This is a genomic window from Amycolatopsis sp. CA-126428 (genome assembly GCF_002904335.1).
Lineage (GTDB): Bacteria > Actinomycetota > Actinomycetes > Mycobacteriales > Pseudonocardiaceae > Amycolatopsis.
On the sequence record NZ_PPHF01000062.1, the window covers coordinates 132380 to 151645 of the forward strand.

General features: G+C 73.5%; 12 protein-coding genes. 4 read left to right on the forward strand and 8 right to left on the reverse strand.

Annotated elements, in window-relative coordinates; all coding sequences use genetic code 11:
* The first annotated feature begins 109 nt into the window (after positions 1-109).
* Together C2L58_RS16310 and C2L58_RS16315 are read left to right on the forward strand one after the other, a co-directional pair.
* Positions 110-1042, forward strand: coding sequence for an ATP-binding cassette domain-containing protein (locus tag C2L58_RS16310; protein WP_103338420.1), 933 nt, complete (start codon positions 110-112; stop codon positions 1040-1042).
* Positions 1043-1053: 11 nt separating this feature from the next.
* The gene (locus C2L58_RS16315) at positions 1054-1887 is read left to right on the forward strand and encodes an ABC transporter permease (RefSeq protein ID WP_103338464.1); all 834 of its coding nucleotides are present in this window, start codon (positions 1054-1056) and stop codon (positions 1885-1887) included.
* On the opposite strand, the gene C2L58_RS49820 is transcribed toward C2L58_RS16315, so the two are convergent.
* From C2L58_RS49820 to C2L58_RS16340, 5 genes are read right to left on the reverse strand one after another with little or no spacing between them, the layout of a single operon-like run.
* A complete protein-coding gene (locus C2L58_RS49820; RefSeq protein WP_103338421.1) occupies positions 1884-2990 on the reverse strand; it encodes a glycosyltransferase in 1107 nt (368 codons plus the stop codon). The two genes, C2L58_RS16315 and C2L58_RS49820, sit on opposite strands and share 4 nt — an antisense overlap.
* Positions 2987-3763, reverse strand: coding sequence for an alpha/beta fold hydrolase (locus C2L58_RS16325; protein WP_103338422.1), 777 nt, complete (start codon positions 3761-3763; stop codon positions 2987-2989). Before C2L58_RS16325 ends, C2L58_RS49820 begins: the two co-directional genes overlap by 4 nt.
* Complete coding sequence (locus C2L58_RS16330; RefSeq protein ID WP_103338423.1) at positions 3751-4041, reverse strand: acyl carrier protein; 291 nt, start codon at positions 4039-4041, stop codon at positions 3751-3753. Before C2L58_RS16330 ends, C2L58_RS16325 begins: the two co-directional genes overlap by 13 nt.
* Entirely contained in the window at positions 4038-7871 is a 3834-nt protein-coding gene (locus tag C2L58_RS16335; RefSeq protein WP_103338424.1) for a beta-ketoacyl synthase N-terminal-like domain-containing protein, read from the reverse strand. Before C2L58_RS16335 ends, C2L58_RS16330 begins: the two co-directional genes overlap by 4 nt.
* On the reverse strand, positions 7865-13672 hold the full coding sequence (locus C2L58_RS16340; RefSeq protein ID WP_103338425.1) for a type I polyketide synthase: 5808 nt from the start codon (positions 13670-13672) through the stop codon (positions 7865-7867). Before C2L58_RS16340 ends, C2L58_RS16335 begins: the two co-directional genes overlap by 7 nt.
* Before the next feature lie 205 nt (positions 13673-13877).
* Between C2L58_RS16340 and C2L58_RS16345 the strand changes: the two genes are divergently transcribed.
* Both C2L58_RS16345 and C2L58_RS16350 read left to right on the forward strand, forming a co-directional pair.
* Entirely contained in the window at positions 13878-14663 is a 786-nt protein-coding gene (locus C2L58_RS16345; protein ID WP_103338426.1) for an SDR family oxidoreductase, read from the forward strand.
* A gap of 1 nt (position 14664) precedes the next feature.
* The gene (locus C2L58_RS16350) at positions 14665-15630 is read left to right on the forward strand and encodes an aldo/keto reductase (protein WP_103338427.1); all 966 of its coding nucleotides are present in this window, start codon (positions 14665-14667) and stop codon (positions 15628-15630) included.
* Between the two features lie 6 nt (positions 15631-15636).
* Here the strand turns inward: C2L58_RS16350 and C2L58_RS16355 are convergent, their stop codons facing one another.
* The 3 genes from C2L58_RS16355 to C2L58_RS48655 all read right to left on the reverse strand — a co-directional run bounded on the left by C2L58_RS16355 (position 15637) and on the right by C2L58_RS48655 (position 19214).
* Positions 15637-18246: a CHAT domain-containing protein gene (locus C2L58_RS16355; RefSeq protein ID WP_103338428.1), complete on the reverse strand. Its 2610-nt coding sequence runs from the start codon at positions 18244-18246 to the stop codon at positions 15637-15639.
* Between the two features lie 93 nt (positions 18247-18339).
* Complete coding sequence (locus tag C2L58_RS49825; protein ID WP_199191289.1) at positions 18340-18498, reverse strand: hypothetical protein; 159 nt, start codon at positions 18496-18498, stop codon at positions 18340-18342.
* 212 nt (positions 18499-18710) lie between these two features.
* The gene (locus C2L58_RS48655) at positions 18711-19214 is read right to left on the reverse strand and encodes a beta-lactamase family protein (protein ID WP_233225758.1); all 504 of its coding nucleotides are present in this window, start codon (positions 19212-19214) and stop codon (positions 18711-18713) included.
* Positions 19215-19266 lie beyond the last annotated feature (52 nt).

A 19266-nucleotide genomic window follows, 5' to 3' on the forward strand; every position in this document is an offset into this window, starting at 1 on the left:
TACGATTTGATTCCGCGAAAATTGTCACGCGTCCGGCGGATGGCGACGATCTTCTTGATCGCGACGGCTCGGTCCCGATACCTTTTTCCCGGGCAGGAAAGGAGCGGCCATGCACCAGCCGGTCATCGCCGTGACGGACCTCGCGAAACAGTACGGCGAAGTCACCGCGCTCGCCGGGATCAGCCTCACCGTCGCTCGCGGCGCGGTGCTGGCGGTCCTCGGCCACAACGGCGCCGGGAAGACCACCTTGATCGACATCCTCAGCACGCGCGTCCGGCCGAGCGCGGGCACCGCCCGCGTCTGCGGCTACGACGTCGTGCAGCGCGGCCGCGCGGTCCGGCGGCGGATCGGGGTGACCGGGCAGTTCGCCGCGGTCGACGACGCCCTGTCCGGCCGCGGGAACCTCGTGCTGATCGCCCGGCTGCTGGGCGCGAGGCCGCGGCAGGCGCTCGCCCGGGCCACCGAACTGATCGCGGCCTTCGGCCTCGAAGACGCGGCCGACCGCCCGGCCGGGACGTACTCCGGCGGGATGCGCCGGCGGCTGGACCTGGCCGCGGGCCTGGTCGGCGCGCCGCAGGTGCTCTTCCTCGACGAGCCGACCACCGGCCTCGACCCGGTGAGCCGGGCCGGGCTGTGGACGATCGTCGAGGGCCTCGCGGCGCGCGGCACCACCGTCGTGCTCACCACCCAGTACCTCGAGGAGGCGGACCGGCTGGCCGACCACGTCGTCGTCCTCGGCTTCGGGCACATCACCGTGTCGGGGACGCCGGCGCAGCTGAAGGCCCGGCTCGGCACCCGGACGGCGACCCTCACGTTCGGCACCGAACTGGCGTTGTGGCGCGCGGCGGACGCGTTGTCGCGCCTGGGTTTCGCGGCCGGCCGCGCCGGGCTGGTGCTCACCGTGCCGTTGTCCGGCCCGGGTGACATCCCGGTGGTGGTGCGCGCGCTCGACGCGGCGGGCGCACCGCTGCGGGACCTGACGGTGACCGAGCCGACGCTCGACGACGTCTACCTTTCCCTGCACCGGACGGCAGCGTCATGACCCAGAGCTGGCTGACACCGAGCCGGCACCGCGCGGCCGTCGCCGCGCTCGGCGATCCCGCGGCCTGGCCGGAATCCGGCTTCTGGACGCAGGTCCGCGTGCTGACGACCCGGTCGCTGCGGACGGCGTTCGGCGACCGCCGGCTGGTCTTCTTCGGCCTGCTGCAGCCGGTGGTGCTGCTGCTGTTGTTCAGCCAGGTGTTCAGCGGCGTCGGCGCGCTGCCGGGCGTCGCGGCGTACCAGGGTTACGTGAACTTCCTGGTGCCGGCGACGCTGGTCAACATCGCCATGACGACGGCGATGAGCTCGGGCGCGGGCCTGCTGGCGGAGATCTACGGCGGCTTCACCGGACGGCTGCGCTGCCTGCCGATCTCGCTGTTTTCGGTCCTGGTGGCCCGTACCCTGGCGGATTCCGCGCGGCTGGGTGTCCAGCTGCTGGTGACGGCCGTGGCCAGCGTGGTCTTCCTGGGCTTCCGCCCGGCGGGCGGGGTGCTCGGCCTGGGCTTGGCCCTGGTGCTGACGCTGGTCGTCGGCTGGTGCCTGAGCTGGGTGTTCGTGGCGATCACGACGTGGCTGCGCAGGGCGGAGACGCTCCAGGCGGCGTCGTTCGTGGTGATGTTCCCGCTGATGTTCTCATCGAGCGCGTACATGCCCCTGGACACGATGCCGGCGTGGGTCCGCGCGGTTTCGGCGGTCAACCCGCTGACCTACGCGATCGACGCCACCCGCGCGCTGGCCCTGGCCCGCCCGCTCGGCTGGTCCCTCACGGTGGCCCTGCTGATCGCGGCGGTGGCCGCGGTGGCGGGCGCCACCCTGGCCGCCCGCACCTTCCGCAACCGCACCTAACCCAGCGACTCCAGCCGCGTCGCGGCCTCTTCCGCTCCACCCGCCGCTTCGAACGACTCGCGGATCTTCTCCGCACCGGCGCGGTACTGCCCGGCCGATTCGATCGCCTCGCGGATGTCGCCCGCCTTCGCGCGGTCGAACCGCAGCCGCACGCCCGCCGAGGCCGTGACCACCTGCTGGGCCAGCATCGACTGGTCGTCGCGGATCGGGGCCACCACCAGCGGCACCCCGGCCGCCAAGGCTTCGCACACCGTGTTGTGGCCGCCGTGACAGACCACCACCGAGGCGCGGGCGAACACCGCCACCTGCGGGATGCGCCGCGCCAGCAGCACGCTCTCGCTCACCAGCTCGCCCGTGGGGTCCACCACCAGCCCCTGCACGGACGGCATCCCGGCCAGCGCGTCGACGCTCTCGGCCAGGAACCGCACCCCGGCCGCCGCATTCGACGTTCCCAGCGTCACCACGACCAGCGGGCGTCCGTCCACCCCGGACCACTCGCCCGGGCCGGCCGGCAGGACCGGCCCGACGTAGGACACCGGAACCGCCGGCCGGCCGTCCCCGGCCAGGGCGCGGGTCGTGAACGCCAGCACCAGGTGCGGGGAAAACCGCAGGTCGCCGAGCAGCACGCCGTGCCGGGCGCACAGGCCCGCTTGGAGGCCGCCGACCCAGGATGCGATCTTCGGCAACGCCGCCAGCGGGCCGGCCAGCTCGGTGGACGTCGACGCCGACGTCGCCCACGGCAGCCCGCACCGCGCGGCCACCAGCGCGCCCGCCATCGCCTGCTGGTCGACGACCACGACGTCCGGCGCGAAGGCCGCCACGGCGGCCGCCACCCCCGGCACCATCGCGTCGGCCAGCGGCACCAGGTACGACTCCCACAGGTACTTCAACGCGGCGAACCCGCGCAGCCCCGGCGGCCGCAGCTCCGGCGCGAAGGGGGCCGAGTCCCCCGCCGCGAACACCCGGCCGTCGACCAAAGTGGACAGGGCCGGCTCCGGGCCGCACCAGGCCACCTCGTGGCCCCGCGAAGAAAGCACCGAAGCCACCCCGCGCAGCGGCGCCACGTGCCCGGCCAGCGGCGGCACGACCAGCAGGAACCTCACGCCGCGTGCCGTTCGATCCACTTCAGCACCAGCTCGCGCACCTCGCGGTGCTGCTCCACCAGCACCGAGTGGCCCTGCCCCTCGAACACGTGCAGCTCGCCGTGCGGCAGCACCGACGTCAGCGCTTCGAGGTCGTCAGCCTGGTAGCCGTGACTGCCCAAAATGGACAGCACGGGACAGCCGATCGCCGCCACCTGCTCCCAGGTGAGCAACGGCCCGAGCGGCACCTCCTCGGCCATCTTCGTCGACGTGATCCGCTCGGCGGCCATCCGCGCGAGCCGCCGGTGGTGCGCGCTGAAGTTCGCTTCGATCCAGTCGAAGCTCTCCTCGACCTGCAGGAACCGCACGGTGTGCGCGAGGATCGCGCTCATCTTCTCCGCCCAGACCTCGGTCGCGGGCTCGGATTCGATGCACACGATGCTGCGGACGCGGTCCGGGCAGGCGACGGCGTAGCTGTAGGCCAGCGTGCCGCCGAAGCTGTTGCCCACCAGGTGCACCGGCCGGTCGACGCCGAGCTGCCGCAGCAGGTCGTCGAGGTCGGCGACGAAGTCCCCAAGGGTGTACCCGCGCTCCGGCCGCTCGGTCTTGCCGTGCCCGCGCAGGTCGTAGCTGATCACGTCGATGCCGGCGGCGGCCACCGGCGGCGCCAGGGTGAGGTAGAAGCTCGCCAGGCTGTCGGTGCCCATGCCGTGCAGGAACACCACGGTTTCGGTGCCGCCGGCGGGCACGAGCTGCACGTTCGTGCGCAGCCCGTTGACGGTCATCGTGGGCACGTGCGCTCCCCCACGAACCGGGCGATGTCGCCGACGGTCAGCCCGATGACGTCGTCGAGGTCCTGCTCCGCCAGGTACTCGGCGAGGTTGACGTCCGCGCCGAAGTGCTCGGCGAGGATGCTCGCGAAGGTCACCAGGTCGATGCTCTCCAGCTGGAGGTCTTCGTGGAACGTCGTGTCCGGGGTGATCTCGATGCCGAGGACTTCGGCGTCGCCGACGAGCTCGGCGAGCAGCTCGGCGACGACGTCGAAGGTGGCGGACGCATGGTCGATGGTCATGGCGTGCTCCTGAATTGTGCGGTGGCGGTGTCGCCGGTCAGCTCGACCGTGACGGCGAAGCGCGGCAGGTCCCGGTGCCGGCCGGACACCGTGCCGTCGTCGTGGACGCGGATCTCCGCCGGGTAGACGGGTTCGCCGAGCCGGGCCCGGACGGCGTCCTTCACGGCGATCCGCCTCAGCAGCCAGCCGCGCTGCTGCCGCGGCGGCACGGCGGCGAACTCCGCGCGTTCGGCCGCGCTGAGGTAGATCCCGGCGTAGATGTCCCGCGCGGCGACCGTCGGCCAGCGGTCGGTGACCGCGACCGAGCCGTCGTCGCGAAGTTCTCCCAGCAGGTGCTCCGCCGGGAACGCGTAGACGCGGTGGGCCGCGCGGTCGCACGGGAACCGGACGTCCCGCCAGCCTTCGATGCGGGCCAGCACCCGGCCGTCCCGCACCAGCTCGGCGTCCATCTCGAGGACGTCGGGCCGCGGCAGCCGGACCCGCACCTGGCAGGTGACGCGCGTGCCCGGCGCCGGTTCCGGGCCGTACCAGGTCAGCCGGCCGATCGAGCGCGGGAAGGCGAGCAGGTCGTCGGACCGGGTCGCCATCAGCCAGCAGCCGAGCAGCTGGCCGACGTTGTCGAGCAGCCCGCCCGGCGCGGCCGGGACGACCAGTTCGCCGCGGATGTGCTGCTCGCCCAGGCCGGTCAGCCGGGCCAGGCCCTGGTAGGCCGGGCCGTGGAACATCTCGCGCCGCGCGTAGATCTCGGCCGCGCTCAGCGGCGGCGCGGTCTCCGGCCCGGGCACCGCGGCCCGCGCCGGTGGCGGCCCGAACGCCCCCAGCTCGACGGTCATCAGCGCATAAGGGCCGATCTCGACGGTCACGTGGTCGTCGTCGCGGCTCATCGACAGCGGCACCCGCTGCGCCGGGGCCGCGATCAGCCAGCGCGAGAACACGGCGTCCCGCACCGCGACCGCCGTCGTGCCCGGCCAGGTGCGTTCCACGGCCCGGCAGGCGAGGTCGACCAGGGTCGTCGCGGGCACCACCGGGCGGAAGTCGGCCTCCTCGGGCCAGCCGTCGCGCTGCCGGAAGAACCGGTGGTCACGCAGGTACGGCATCGACGCCAGCGAGACATCCACAGTGGACTCGACACGGCGGCGGGCGGCCGCGACGACGTCCGCCGCGGCCTGGCGGGTTTCGGTGAGCAACGCGGTGAACTCGGCGACGATCGCGTCCGGTGTCCCGGCGGGCAGTTCCGGCAGCGCGCGGTCGTCGAGCAGGCCGCGCGCCGACTCCCCCAGCGACAGCAGCGAGTTCCCGGTGGTGAGCCGGATCCGCCGTGGTTCGAGCGCGGCGAAGTCCGGGCTGCCGCCTTCGACCCACAACGCCGTCGCGACGCGGCGCAGCTGCGCGAGCCCGGGCCGGGCGCCGGACGCGGCCGCGACGACCAGGTGCCGCCGCTCGCCGAGCGTGTCGGTGACGAACGAGCCGAGCTGACCGGCGCCGGCCTGCACGAACACCCGGAACCCGGCGTCGTGCAGGGCCTCGGTCAGCGCCCGGAACCGGACCGGCCGCAGCAGGTGGTCCAGGTAGAGCCGGCGGACGTCGTCCGCGGCCGCCGGGTACGGCCGCGCGGTCGTCGCCGACCACACCGGCAGCGCCGGTGCGCGCAGGTCCAGGTCCGCGACGAGCCGCGCGAAGGGCGCGAGGTGCGGTTCCATGAGCGGGGTGTGGAAGCCGGACCGGAACGGCAGCGTCCGGGCCACGATGCCGAGTCCGCGGCAGGTCACCGCGAACTTCGCGACGGCGGCCGGCGGGCCGCACACGATGGTCTGCCGTGCGGCGTTTTCGTGGGAGATCACCACCTCACCGGTGAGCAGCTCGGTCACCCGCGCGGCGGGACAGCCCAGCACGAGGTAGTCCGCTTCGGGCAGGGCGAACCCGCCGGGCCAGTACCGCTCCAGCAGGTCCGGTTCGGCCCGGTACATCCCGGCGGCCTGCATGGCCGTCCACTCGCCGGCGCTGTGCCCGGCGAGCGCATCCGGGCGGATCCCCAGCCGCCGCAGGGCGTGGTCGAGCAGCAGCCCGGCCGAAGACACGCTCGTGGCGCGCGCGGGCACGGTCGCCGTCGACCACTGTGGACGGTCGAGGCCGAAGTGCCGGGCCACGTCCTCGAGGCGCGGCTCGGCGTCGGCCTCCAAGCCCGGGTAGAGGAACGCGGTCTTGCCGCCGGGCAGCAGCGGGTCGGCCGAGCACCAGATGTCGCCACCGCCGTGCCACGACCGGCCTTCGGCCGCCACCTTCGCGAGCACCCGGCGGGCCGTCGCCAGCTTGCGCTCGTCCGGGCCGACGATCCCGAGCCGGCACGGACCGTCGCCGTCGCCGGGCCGGTCGAGCTGCTCCAGTAACGCTTCCGGAGTGGCCGCCGCCAAGCGCAGCACGCGGTCCGGCTCATCGACGCGCACACGCCGCTTCGGTGCCGGATCGCCGGCTTCGAGCACGACGTGGGCGTTCACCCCGCCGAAGCCGAACGCGTTGACCGCGGCCACGCGGGGCAGCGCACCCCACGGCTCGGCCTCGGCCAGCACCCGGAAGCGCGTCTTGTCGAGCAGCGGGTTCGGGTCGGTGCAGTGCAGCGTCGGCGGCAGGACGCCGTGGTGCAGCGCGAGCGCCACCTTGATCAGCCCGGCGACGCCGGCGGTCGGCAGCGTGTGCCCGATCATCGACTTGACCGAGCCGATCACCGCGCGCGGCCCGTCCGCCGGGCCGAAGACGTCGGCGACGGTGGTCAGCTCGGCGGCGTCCCCGGCGGGCGTGGCCGTGCCGTGGGCCTCCAGCAGGCCGATTTCCGCGGGGTCGCGGCCCGCCCAGGCCCGGCGCAGGGCGAGGGTCTGCCCGGCCACGGACGGGCTGAGCAGGCTCGCGCCGCGCCCGTCGCTCGACGTGCCGCTGCCGCGGATCACCGCGTACACGCGGTCGCCGTCGCGGCGGGCGTCGGCGAGCCGCTTCAGCACGACGATCGCGGTGCCCTCACCGATGAGCATGCCGTCCGCGCCGCGGGACAGCGGGCTGATCCGCTGGCTCGGCGACAGCGCGCCGAGCTGGGTGAACAGCGACCACAGCGTGTCGTCCTGCGTCTGGTGCGCGCCACCGGCGAGGACGGCGTCGCAGCGGCCGCGGGTCAGCTCGCCGATCGCCTGGTCGACGGCGACCAGCGAAGACGCGCAGGCGGCGTCCACCGTGTACGCCGGCCCGCCGAGGTCGAGCCGGTTCGCCACGCGGGCCGCGGCGAGGTTCGGCACCAGCCCGGCGGCGGTCTCTGGCCGGAACTCCCCCAGCGGTTCGAGCAGCGCGGTCCGCAGCCGGTCGAGCACGGCCGGACCGGCCGACGGCAGCAACTCGCCGACCGTGCGGGTGATCTGCCGGACGGTGCGGACCCGCTGGTCGAAGCCCTGCAGCCCGGGCGAGAGGTACCCGCCGCGGCCGAGCACGACGCCGATCCGCTCGGGGTCGCCGAGCCGGCCGAGGCCACCGGCGTCCGCGACGGCGCCGACGGCGACCGCCAGCGCCGTCAGCTGGTCCGGTTCGGTGCCTTCGAGGGAGGTCGGCGGGACGCCGTGGGCGACCGGGTCGAACTCCAGGGTGTCCGGGGTGAAGCCGCCGCGGCGGCCGTGGGTTCGGTCCGGCGCGGTGCCGTCCCGGCCGTGGAAGCCGGTGTCCCGGCGGTGCGGCGGCACTTCGGTGACGGCGTCGGCGCCGTCCACCAGGTTGCGCCAGTACTGGTCCACTGTGGACGCGCCGGGCAGGAACACGCCCATGCCGACGAGCGCGACCGGCTCCTGGCTCACCACAACGACGCCGTGTACAGCACCGAGCGGTCCGTGCCGTAGGCGAGTTCGCGCAGCAGGGCCGCGGTGGCCTCGGCCGGGTCGAGCAGGGCGACGGCCCGGCGTTCGTACTCGCGGGCCAGCTCCGGCGACACCATGCCGCCGTGGTCTCCGGCCGGGGCCCACGGTCCCCAGTGGACGGTCACGGCACGGCCCGGCCAGGTCGTTCCGAGGGTCTCGAGCGCGTCGTTGGCGGCGGCGTAGTCGGTCTGGCCGCGGTTGCCGAGCACCGCGGCGATGCTGCCGAAGAACGCGACGAACCGCGGTTCGCTGCCCGCCAACGCACCGAGGAGGGCGCTCGCACCCTCCACTTTGGTCTCGACGACGGTCCGGAACGACTGCTCGTCCTTGTCCGCCATCAGCTTGTCGTCGAGGACGCCGGCGGCGAAGACGACACCGTCGAGCCGGCCGTCGAGGCTCTTGATCAGCTGGTGGACCGCATCCGCGTCGCGCACGTCGAGCGGGTGGTAGGCCGGGTCACCGCCGGCCGCGCGGACCTGGTCGAGGGTCCGGCCGATCTCGCGCTGGGCCAGCACGGTCCGCACCCGGCGTTCGATGTCGGCGACCGAACCGCCACGGCCGGCGAGCACCGCCCGCATCGCGGCGGGATCGGCGGGCAGGTCGTCGGGTTCGCCGGGCCACGGCGTGCGCCCGGCGAGTTCGATCCGGGCGCCGGAAGCGGCGAACGCGACCGCCGCGTGCGCGGTGATCCCGCGAGCCCCGCCGATCAGCAGCACCACCGACTCCGGGCCGAGCCCGAGCGCGGCGAGCTCACCACCGCCCGGACCGGCACCGGCGTAGGCGATCGACGGCAGGCCGGCCGGCCGCGGCTCGATGGTGAAGCGGCCACCCTCGTCGTGCCCGACCACGGACGGCCCGGCGCTGAGGGCTTCGTCGACCAGCACCTTGGCGACGTCCTGCGTGACCTCGACGAGCCGCGTCACGCCGTCGCGCTCCAGCGCGGCCGACCGCACCAGGCCCCGGAGCCCGGGCACGGTGTCCGGCTCCGCCACCACGAGGACCGTCCCCCGCAGCGCTTTGAGCCGGGTGAACACGTCCGTGAGGTCGCGGGCGAACAGGACGGTGATGTCCGCGTTCCCGGTGACGACCTCCGCCCCGGCCGCGGCGAAGGCGGCGCGCACGGCGTCGTCCGGCGCGGCCACGGACTTCCCGCGCAGCCGCGTGGGATCCGGGTCGAGCGGTACCGGTACCCGCTCGAGCCGGTACCGGACGGGCACTTCCGCGGCCGGCGTGGGGTTCAGCCAGCTTTCGAGGTGCGCGGTGAGGGAGTTCGCCGTCCGGTCGCGGCTGAGCTGGTCGGTGCGGTCGTCGGCCGGGAGCCCCAGCCGCGCCAGCAGCGTGCCCGCGATCTCGGTGCGCTTGATCGAGTCGATCGACAGGTCGGCTTCGAGGTCGAGGTCACCGGCGATCATCTCGGCCGGGTAGCCGGTGCGCTCGCTGATCACGCCGATCACCGTGCCGAGGACGTCGGCCGGGGTTTCGGCGACCGGTTCGGGTTCCGGTTCTGGCCGTGGTTCTTCGAGCACCACCGGAGCCGGGGCGGGCGCCGGCCCGGGCGCGCGGCCGAGGTAGCCGAGCATCACCTCCCGCTGGGCGGCGACGAGCTCGCGGGTGGTGCGCAGGAAATCCACGATCGCCTGGTCACGGCCGGGCGCGGGCTGAGTCATGGCGGTACTCCGGATTCGTCGGGCCGGGGGCAGGGCGGGCGTGCCGGAGCCGGGCGCGCGGACGGACCGCCCGTCGACGGCCCAGGCGGTCGGAGCCGGTTCGGGCGGCTTCGCCCGGGTCAGCCGTCCGGTCCGGACGTCGACGCCGGCTTCGGCGAGTGCTTTGAGCGCGGCCAGGAACCCCGTGAGGTCGGGCCCGCAGGCGACGACGGTGTGCGGCCGGTCGCCGAGGATGTCCGCCACCAGCCGCGACAGGACCCGCCCGGGCCCGGCCTCGACGAAGGTGCGCGCCCCGGCCGCGTACATGGCCTCGATCTGGTCGAGAAACCGCACCGGGGCACCGATTTGCGCGGCCAGTTCATCGCGGACGTCGTCCTGGTACGGCTTCGCGGTCCGGTTCGCCCACACCGGCTTTTGCGGCGTGGTCACTGTTTCGTCGGCGAGTTCCCGGGCGAAGACGTCCCCGGCGCCGGCGACGAGCGGGCTGTGGAAGGCACAGGCGACGGGGATCCGCTGGGCGGTGATGCCGGTTTCCCGGAGCCGCCGGATGGCGCGTTCGATCGCGGGCACGGGCCCGGAGAGGACGACCTGCTCGGGAGCGTTGTGGTTGGCGACGACGACATCGGGGCCGATGAGCGTGGCGGTGAGAACGTCCCGCTTCGCTTTGACGGCCGCCATGGTCCCGGGCCGGGCGACCTGCGCGATGGCGTGCGCGCGGGCCCGGCTGAGCCGCAGGAGGGTCTCGGTGTCGAAGGCGCCGGCGACCGAGAGGGCGACGAGTTCGCCGTAGCTGTGGCCGGCCAGGAAGTCGGGTTGGACGTTGAGCTCGGCCAGCAGCTTCGCGACGGCGATTTCGACCAGCCCGAGCGCGGGCTGCGCCACGCGGGTGTCGGTGAGGGCGGTTTCTTGCGCCTCGACGGCTTCGGCGGTGAAGGCTTTCGGCGGAAAAGCCGTGGCGGCGATGTCCGGCGCGACGCGGAGGACCTCGGCGAGTTCGGGGAAATGGACGAAGAGCTCGGCGAGCATGCCGGTGCGCTGGCTGCCCTGACCGGGGAAGAGGAAAGCGATCTTGCCGGGATCGGCGGAGCCCGCGCCGGTGCGCCTGGCTACCGGCTGGCCGAGCCCACCCGAGCGAAGCCCGCCCGGCGCAGCCGCGGCGGCCCGCCCCGGCGCCGTAGCGTGTTCGAGCTCGGCCAGCGCCTTCTCCGCCTCCGGTGCCCAGTCACGCAGGCCGTGCCCACGGTCCGGGGCCACCGGTGCCGCGCCCAGGACCGCGTGGAAGTTCGTCCCGCCGAAGCCGAACGCGCTCACCCCCGCCAGGCGGGCCGGGTTCGCCCACGGCCGTGCCGCCGTCGTGAACGTGAACGGGCTCGCCGCCGGGTCCCAAGCGTCGTTCGGCCTGGTCAAGTGCAGCGTCGGCGGCACCACCTCGTGCCACAGCGCCAGCGCCACCTTGATCAGCCCCGCCAGTCCCGCCGCGCACTTCGTGTGGCCGATCTGGCTCTTCACCGACCCGAGCACGCACGAACCCGCCTCGGCGCCGGCCTCGGTGAAGAAGCCGGTCAGCGTCCGCAGCTCCGTTGCGTCGCCCACCACCGTTCCCGTGCCGTGGGCCTCGACCAGCCCGACGTCCACCGGGGACACTCCCGCGTCCCGGTAGGCGCGCTCCAGCGCGCGGCGCTGGCCTTCCGGGCGGGGCGCCGTCAACCCGAGTGCCTTGCCGTCGCTGGCCGCGCCGACTCCCTTCACCACCGCGTAGATCCGGTCGCCGTCGCGCTCGGCGTCGGAGAGGCGCTTGAGCACCAGGCACGCCACCCCTTCGCCCAGCGCGATGCCGTCGGCCGCCGCGTCGAACGGGCGGCAGCGGCCCGTCGGGGACAGCGCTCCCGCCGAGGTGAACATCAGGTAGTCGTGGATCCCGTTGTGCAGGTCGACCGCGCCGCACAGGACCAGCGAGCTCGTTCCCGCGCGCAGCTCTTTCGCCGCGAGGTCGAGCGCGGCCAGCGACGAACCGCAGGCCGCGTCCACCGTGTAGTTCGCGCCGCCGAGGTCGAGCCGGTTCGCGATGCGGCCGGAAATGACGTTGGCCAGCGTGCCCGGGAACGTGTCCTCGGTCGGCTCGGGCAGCTGGGCGAGCAGTTCGGCCGGCACTTCGTCGAGGTAGCCGTCGAGCAGGGACCGCAGCGTGCCCGCGTTCGCCAGGTCGCCGCCCGCCTCCGCGCCGAACACCACGCTCGTGTGCTCGCGGTCGAAGTCCCGGTTCGCGTACCCGGCGTCGGCGAGGGCGCGACGCGCGGTTTCCAGGGACACCAGCTGCGCCGGGTCGATGCTGCCCATCGCCGACGGCGGGATGCCGTACGCCAGCGGGTCGACGTCCAGCGCGGGCAGGAAGCCGCCCCACTTCGACGTCGACTGTCCGAAGTAGACGTCCGGGTCCCAGCGGTCGCGCGGGACTTCGGTGACGGCGTCTTCGCCCCGGAGGATGTTCGACCAGAACGCCGGCAGGTCGCGCGCGCCGGGGAACGTGCAGGCCATGCCGATGATCGCGATGTCACCGGAGTCGGTCGTCGGTGCCTCGGGGCGGACGAACGTCTTCCCGGCGGTCACCTCGCGGTGCAGCTCGGCGATCGTCGTCCGGCGGTCCCGCAGCACGGCCACCTCGCCCGCCATGAACATCCCCTCGGCCAGCTGGGTGGCGGCGTCCAGCGCCTCGCCGTCACGGCGGACGCCCTTGCTGGCGACGCGCAGCCGTCCGGTGTTCAGCTCCTCCAGCCGCTGCCACGCTTCGGGCGTGTCACCCAGACCGGCTTTGACCTGCTCGAATTCCGCCGTGTACGGGCTCGGCAAGCACCGCGTGCGGTGGCCCGGCGCGGTTTCCAGCGTCACGGTGGCGTCCGCGGCGAGCGCGCGTTCCTGGAACAGCCCGGTGATCGCGCCGTGCGCCACGGCTTCTTCGGTGAAGAGGTACGCGGTGCCCATCAGGACGCCGGCGGCGTCGAGCGGCGCGGCCATCGCGGCGACCACGGCCGCCGAACGGGCGTCGTGGATGCCGCCCGCAAAGAGCACCTCGACGTCCTTCGCGGCGTCGAGGACGGCCAGTTGTTCCTCCCACAGCTCGAAACTCGGCCGCGGGCCGAGGTGCCCGCCGCATTCGGCGCCCTCGAAGACGAACCGCCGGACCCCGGCGTCGAGGTACTGGCGGAGCAGGACCGGCGAGGGCACGTGCAGGAACGTCGCGATGCCGTCGGCCTCCAGTGCCTTGGCCTGGCCCGGTTTCCCGCCGGCGACCAGCACGCACCGCGGCCGCGCCACCCGGATCGCGGCGAGCTGGGCGACGCGCAGGTCGTCCGGCACGAAGCCGAGGATCCCCGCGCCCCACGGCCGGTCGCCGAGGCGCTCGGCGGTCCGGGCGAGCAGCTCGGTGGTGCGCGCGCCGTTCGCCGTGGCCACCGCGATGAACGGGAATCCGCCCGCGTCGGCGACCGCGGCCGCGAAGCCCGGCTGGTCGCTCACCCGCGTCATCGGGCCCTGGACGACCGGCAGCGCGCTGCCCAGCGTCCGGCACAGCCGGGTGCCGAGCCCGGCCTCGGGCACCTTCGCGCCCACGATCCGGCTTACGTCCACAGTGGACTCGACGAGGACACCCGCCGCGCCGCCGGCGAGCGCGCCGACCGCCGTCCGCGGCCCGGCCACGCTGCCCCAGACTGGGACGTCGAAGGTGGTCAGGAGCTGTTGCAGCAGCACGAAGTCGCTCAACGCACCGCCGCGGGCGATGAGTCCTCGCGCGCCGCCGCGAACGGCCTCGGCCGCCGTCTCGACGTCCGCGACTTCGGCCAGCGCCCCGGTCCACGGCGCTCGCGTACGGACGGCAAAGGCCGCGCCTTCGGGCAGCGGGCCGTCCGTCCGCACGGCGTACGGCACCCGGACCCGGGCCGCGACCAGCCGCAGGTCTTCCGGGTCGGCGCCGTCGAGGACGCCGAGGCCGCCGTTCCGCGCGACCGCGGCGACCACGCCGGGATCGCCGGCCCCGAGGTACCGGAGCCGGCGAGCGTGCGACGGCGGGACGAGCTCGGCCATCGGCGGACCTCCTGTGCGCGGGCTGTGGCGATCTTCAGGAATAACGCACGAGGCACCGGAAACGCAATAGTCATGCTAACGTGCAAAACTGTGGAACAACCCACGATCATGGCACTGACCAGGACTTTTATCACCCGCATCGCAACCGCCGAATACCTTTCCCGCACACAAGTGACAATTCGACGCTGAAATATCTGGAGCCCGCGTGGAACTGACTGGACGCGTGGTCGTGCTGACCGGCGCGGCACACGGAATCGGGGCCGCGATGGCCCGCCGCTTCGCCGCGGAAGGCGCGGCCGGGGTGGTCGTGTCCGACGTGGACGCCGCGGGCGCCGCCCGGGTGGCGGCGGAGATCGCGGCCGCGGGCGGGCGGGCCGTCGCGGTGGCCGCCGACGCGACGTCCAAAAAGGACCTGAAGGCCCTGGTCGCGACGGCGCGCGCCGAGTTCGGCCCGGTCGACCTGTTCTGCGCCAACGCGGGCGCCGCGTTCGGCACCGGCGTGCACGCGGCCGACGAACAGTGGCAGAAGTCCTGGGAGATCAACGTCATGCAGCACGTCCACGCCGCGCAGGTCGTGCTGCCCGCGATGCTGACCCGCGGCGAGGGCTACCTGCTGATCACGGCGTCGGGCGCCGGCCTGCTCGGCATCCCGGGCGACGCGCCGTACTCGGTCACCAAGCACGCGGCGGTGGGCCTCGCGGAGTGGCTGGCGATCACCTACCGGCCACGCGGGGTGCGGGTCAGCGCGCTGTGCCCGCTCGGCGTCCGGACGGCGCTGCTGGAACCCGGCATCGCCGCCGGCCACCCGGCCGCGCTGGCCATCGCCGCGGCAGCACCGCTCCTCGACCCCGAGGACGTCGCCGAAGCCGTCGTGCGCGGGCTCGGCGAAGAGGAATTCCTGATCCTGCCGCACGAATCGGTGCGGGAGTCCTTCGCGCGCAAGGCGGGCGCGGTCGACGCGTGGATCGACGAGATGGCCGTGGGAGGCTGACGTGGAGTACCGCAGGGTCGGCGCGAGCGGGCTCGCCGTCAGCGAGATCGCCTACGGAAACTGGCTGACGCACGGCGCACCCGGCTGCGTCGCCGCGGCGCTGGACGCCGGCGTCACGACGTTCCACACCGCGGCGGCGTGGGACGGCGGCGCCGCGGAGGCGGCGTTCGGCGCGGCGTTCGCCGGCGTTCGCCGCGACGACCTCGTCCTGTGCACCGGCGTGTTCTGGCCGGAAGGGCCGGGCCCGAACGACGCGGGCTTGAGCCGCAAGCACGTCATCGCGTCCCTGGAAGGCTCGCTGCGGCGGCTGCGCACCGACTACGTCGACGTCTACCAGCTGCTGCGCTTCGACTACCGTACCCCGGTCGCGGAGACGTTCCTCGCGCTCTCGGACCTGGTGCGCCAGGGGAAGATCCGGTACGCCGGGACGTCGGAGTGGACGGCCGAGCAGCTGCTGCAGGCCCACGAGGCCGCCGCGCGGTACGACGTGCCGCTGATCGCCAACCAGCCGCACTACTCGATGCTGTGGCGGGTGCCCGAAGCGCAGGTGATGCCGGTGGGTGCACGGATCGGCGTCGGGCAGTTCGCCTCGGTGCCGCTCGCCCAGGGCGTGCTGACCGGCAAGTACCGGGACGGCCGGATCCCGGCGGGTTCGCGCGCGGCCGGGCCGTCGCACACCCGGCCGTTGCTCATGCCGGAGCTGCTGGAGCGGGTGGAGCTGCTGCGCGGCGTCGCGGACGACGCCGGCCTGACGATGGCCCAGCTCGCGCTGGCGTGGACGTTGCAGCACGAGACGGTCGCCTCGGCGGTGACCGGCGCGAGCACGCCGGAGCAGGTCACGGAGAACGCCAAGGCCGCCGGCGTCCGGCTCGACCTCGACGTGCTGACCCGGATCGACCAGCTGCTCGGCAGCTTCGTCCAGACCGACCCGCGGCTGGTGTGGTCACCGCCGGCCCAGTTGCCCTAGCCGGTTCTACCCGGCGCCGAGGCAGACGAACGGGCGGCGGAACGGGTCGACGGCGATCGCGTCGGCCAGCGCGAGCGCCGGGCTCTCCCGGACGGCCAGCGCCCGGTAGTAGTCGTCCATCGCGGCGGCCGAGGCGAGGTCGCCGACGCGCGAGAGCGGCGCGATCACCGTCCGGGAGCCGCTGGCCAGCAGCGCGCTGGCGAAGCCGAGGGCTTCGTCGCCGGGCCGGATCCGGTTCATCGCGAGCTCGCACGCGGCGAACACGACCTGCCGCGGTGGTTGCCGCAGCCCGGCCATCTCGTGGCCGAACAGGGCACCGTCGGCGAGTTCGAGCCGGGAGAACAACGCGTTTTCCGGCTCGTGCGCGCCGTGCGCGGCGAAGTGCGCGAGCTTGGCGCCGTCCATCGCACGCAGCACCGACTTCACGGTGGCCTTGGCGCCGGTCATGGTCGTCGCGGTCCGGTAGTGCGTGGTGAGCTTTTCGAGCTCACCGCGGGCGCCGGCCAGCCCGGGCCCGCGGACGAGCACGATCTTGCGCGCCCGCGACGACTTCGTCAGCTCGGCGGCGAGCCAGGCTGTCGCCGATGGCGCGACGACGGTGGGCCGCCCCCGCAGGCCGGGCAGCACGCCCCACGGAACGGCGTAGAGCGGCCCGGTCGGGACGATGACCAGCTCCCGATCGCCGATGAGGTCGGCGAGGGGCTGGATGAGCTGGACGTCGAGCTTGTCGGCCTGCTTGTGCGCCGAGGTCATGACGACCTCGGCCAGCCGTTCGGGCAGGTTGTCGGGAGCAAGGGCATCGAGGTCGACGTTCAGCACGCGCGCGGACTCGGCGGCGGCCCCGGCGGACCCGAGCCGCACGAGCCGGCATTCACCCCCGGCCACGACGACGGCGACGAGCTCGTCCCCCGAAGCGGCGAAGCTGACCATGGCCCGCTCACCGAGCCGCGCCACGACCTCGGCCAGCCCGGCAACGGGCCGCGGCCGGCCCCACCGCCCGGTGTGCCAGCCGAGCCGCTGGGCTTCCCGCAGCCGTTCGTTGTACTTCGCCCGCAGGCCGGCGATGGGGTGCCCGTCGTGCTGGGCCTCCTGGATGGCCTGCCCGAGCCCCCGCACCTCGGCCACGCGCGCGGCCAGTTCGGGATCGGTCCCGGCGGAGAGCGGTTCGTAGCGGTAGGTCTGGGCCCGGGTCCGTTCGAGCCAGACGAACAACCGCCGGGCATCATGGCGCTCGAGCACCAGCTTGACGGCGAGATCGGCGAGCTCCTGCCCGTGCAGAGCGGTCCCGGAGACGAGGTCCAGCCCACCCATCCGATCCCGGACGGCGTCGAGTTCGGTGAGCCCCGACCGGATCTCGGTGAGCGCCTTGACCCGGTCGCCCTGGGCCACGGCCAGTTCGGCCCGGCAGAGCCGCCGGAGCATCCGGTAGTCGATCGGGGTCAGCTGGCCGGGACGCGGCACCTTTCCGAGGGTTTCGACGGCCCGCTTGAGGTTGCCGCGCCGGATGTCCAGCCGCACGGCGAGCATCCGCGCGGTGGCGGCCTGCTCGCCCAGGCGGGGAAGCTGCATCTTGTCCGCGGTCCGCAGGGCCCGCACCGGCAGCGCCGAGGGCGGCGTCCCCTTGGCCACTGCCTCGCGCACGTCGGCGTGCAAGCCGAGGACGGTCGCGTTGGCCACACAGGTCTGGCAGCCCACGCGCAGCAGGAGCCGGCGAGCGGAGGAGGCCGTCTGCCGGGCGAATTCGATGTCGTCGTTAAGCAGGGCGGCCGAAGCACGCAGCAACTCCGCGTTGCCGAGGTGGTTGGCGATGCTGGGTTCCGCGCTCATCCGGGCGATCAGGTCGTCGAGGTGGCTTCCCGCCTCGTCGGCCAGCCCGGCGGTCAGCAGGGCTTGGGCCTGCTCCATCGAAAGGAGGGCCGGCGCCTCGAGATCCAGCGCGCGGTACACCCGCTCGCTCTCCTCGTACAGCCGCAGAGCCTCCGGCACATCGCCGGTCCGCAGCGACAACGTCCCGAGGATGCGCCGGACATCGGCGGCCTGTCCCCGCAATTCGTACTTCTCCGAAAGCTCCAGCGCCCGGTTCAAGTCCGCGCGGGCCTGGCTCACGTTGCCGAGCTTGGTGTGCACCCAGCCGCGCGAGTAGAGCGTGACGACGAAGCCGCGCATCTCCGACGCCGGATCACTCTTCCGGGTGAGCAGGAACTCCTTGTGCTCGAGCGAGGCGTCGAAGGAGGCGAGACTCTCCTCGTTGCGCCCGACCGTCATGAGACGCATGGCGTAGTTGTGGTTCAGCACGCCGTTCAGCTCGGCCCGCAGAACCGGGTCGGCCACGGCGTTGATGAGCAGCCGCACATCGTCCAGGCCGGCCAGCCCGGCCGCGACATCTCCCGTGATTTCCGACGACATCCCGGCCAGGGTGCTGGCCACCTTGATCCGCGTGACCAGCCAGTCGGTGCGGTGCTGGTCGGCGACCGGGTGGATCGAGTCCAGCAGGCTCATCCCCCGCCGCAGGTGCTTGACCCCCTGGTGGAAACGCCCCAGGCAAGACGCATCGGCGGCGGCTTGCTGAAGGGCGCGGACCGACTCGATGACTTCCGGGGGGTCCAGGTTTGTCACAGGCACCCTCTTATGACAGCACAGCCGATGGCAGAAAGAAGCCCGCCTACCGGTCAAAGATCAGCAGGCGGGCGTTGAACACGCGGGTTGCTCTCAGGCGGTGACCTTCTGGTAGCAACCACCCACGCACTCGGTGTGGACCGGGTGCTCGGTGTGGATCTTGCCGTCCGAGTCGGTCCACTGGACCGTGGGCCCGGTCGGCTCGACCGGCTCCGGAGCTTCCTCGGGCTTGACATCCGTGGGCGTCGACATGGTCGATCTCCTCTCCCCTGGGGATCTTCATGGGGACGCTGCCGTGACGGTGAGTCCCCCTGTCGCGAGGCCCTCTCCCCGCGAACGGCCCAATAGTTTCACATCGGAGCAATGATCGGGAGAGTTTTCGCTACGGAAAGTCAGTCCATGGTGCGTGAGCAGGCTGGATGTCTCGATCGGAACGTCCTAAAGAGTGAAGTCTGTAACGACGTCTACTGCGGACGTGCATACCTGCGCTTGGGGGCACCTCGTCCGGACCGCCTGCAGGTACGTGTTGCTCCGGATGCGGACCGTGACGATCGACTGGGTTTCGGGCCGGAATGTCCAGTGTGGACGACCGGGCCGTCGGGGGCACGCCGACCGCGTGGACCAGGCGGATGGTCTCCGGCGCAGCCGCGGCCGGACGGCGAACTGGCAGTGGTTGCAGCCGCACGCACGGCCGGTGAGGTGGGTCGACGAAGGTTGGTGAGGTGGCCGCTGCGGGCGAGCCGCTTGGCGATGGCGCGGTTATCCGCGGGCTCGTCGCCGGTGAACCCGCCATCGGCGCCCACGACGGCGGCACGGTGGGCGAGCAGCTCCTGCAGGGTGCTCCCGCTCTTGTCAGCGGCGCCGGACTCCGGCCAGTCGTGGGCGACCTGCTGGTCGAGGTCGAGCGCGCCGTCCTGGGCGAGCAGCGGCGACCACCAGGTATGCGGCCCCCTGGTCGAGGAGACCACGCCGGTAGGTGAGTCTCCGGCGAAGCCGAGCCTGGTCCGCAGGTCGGCGACC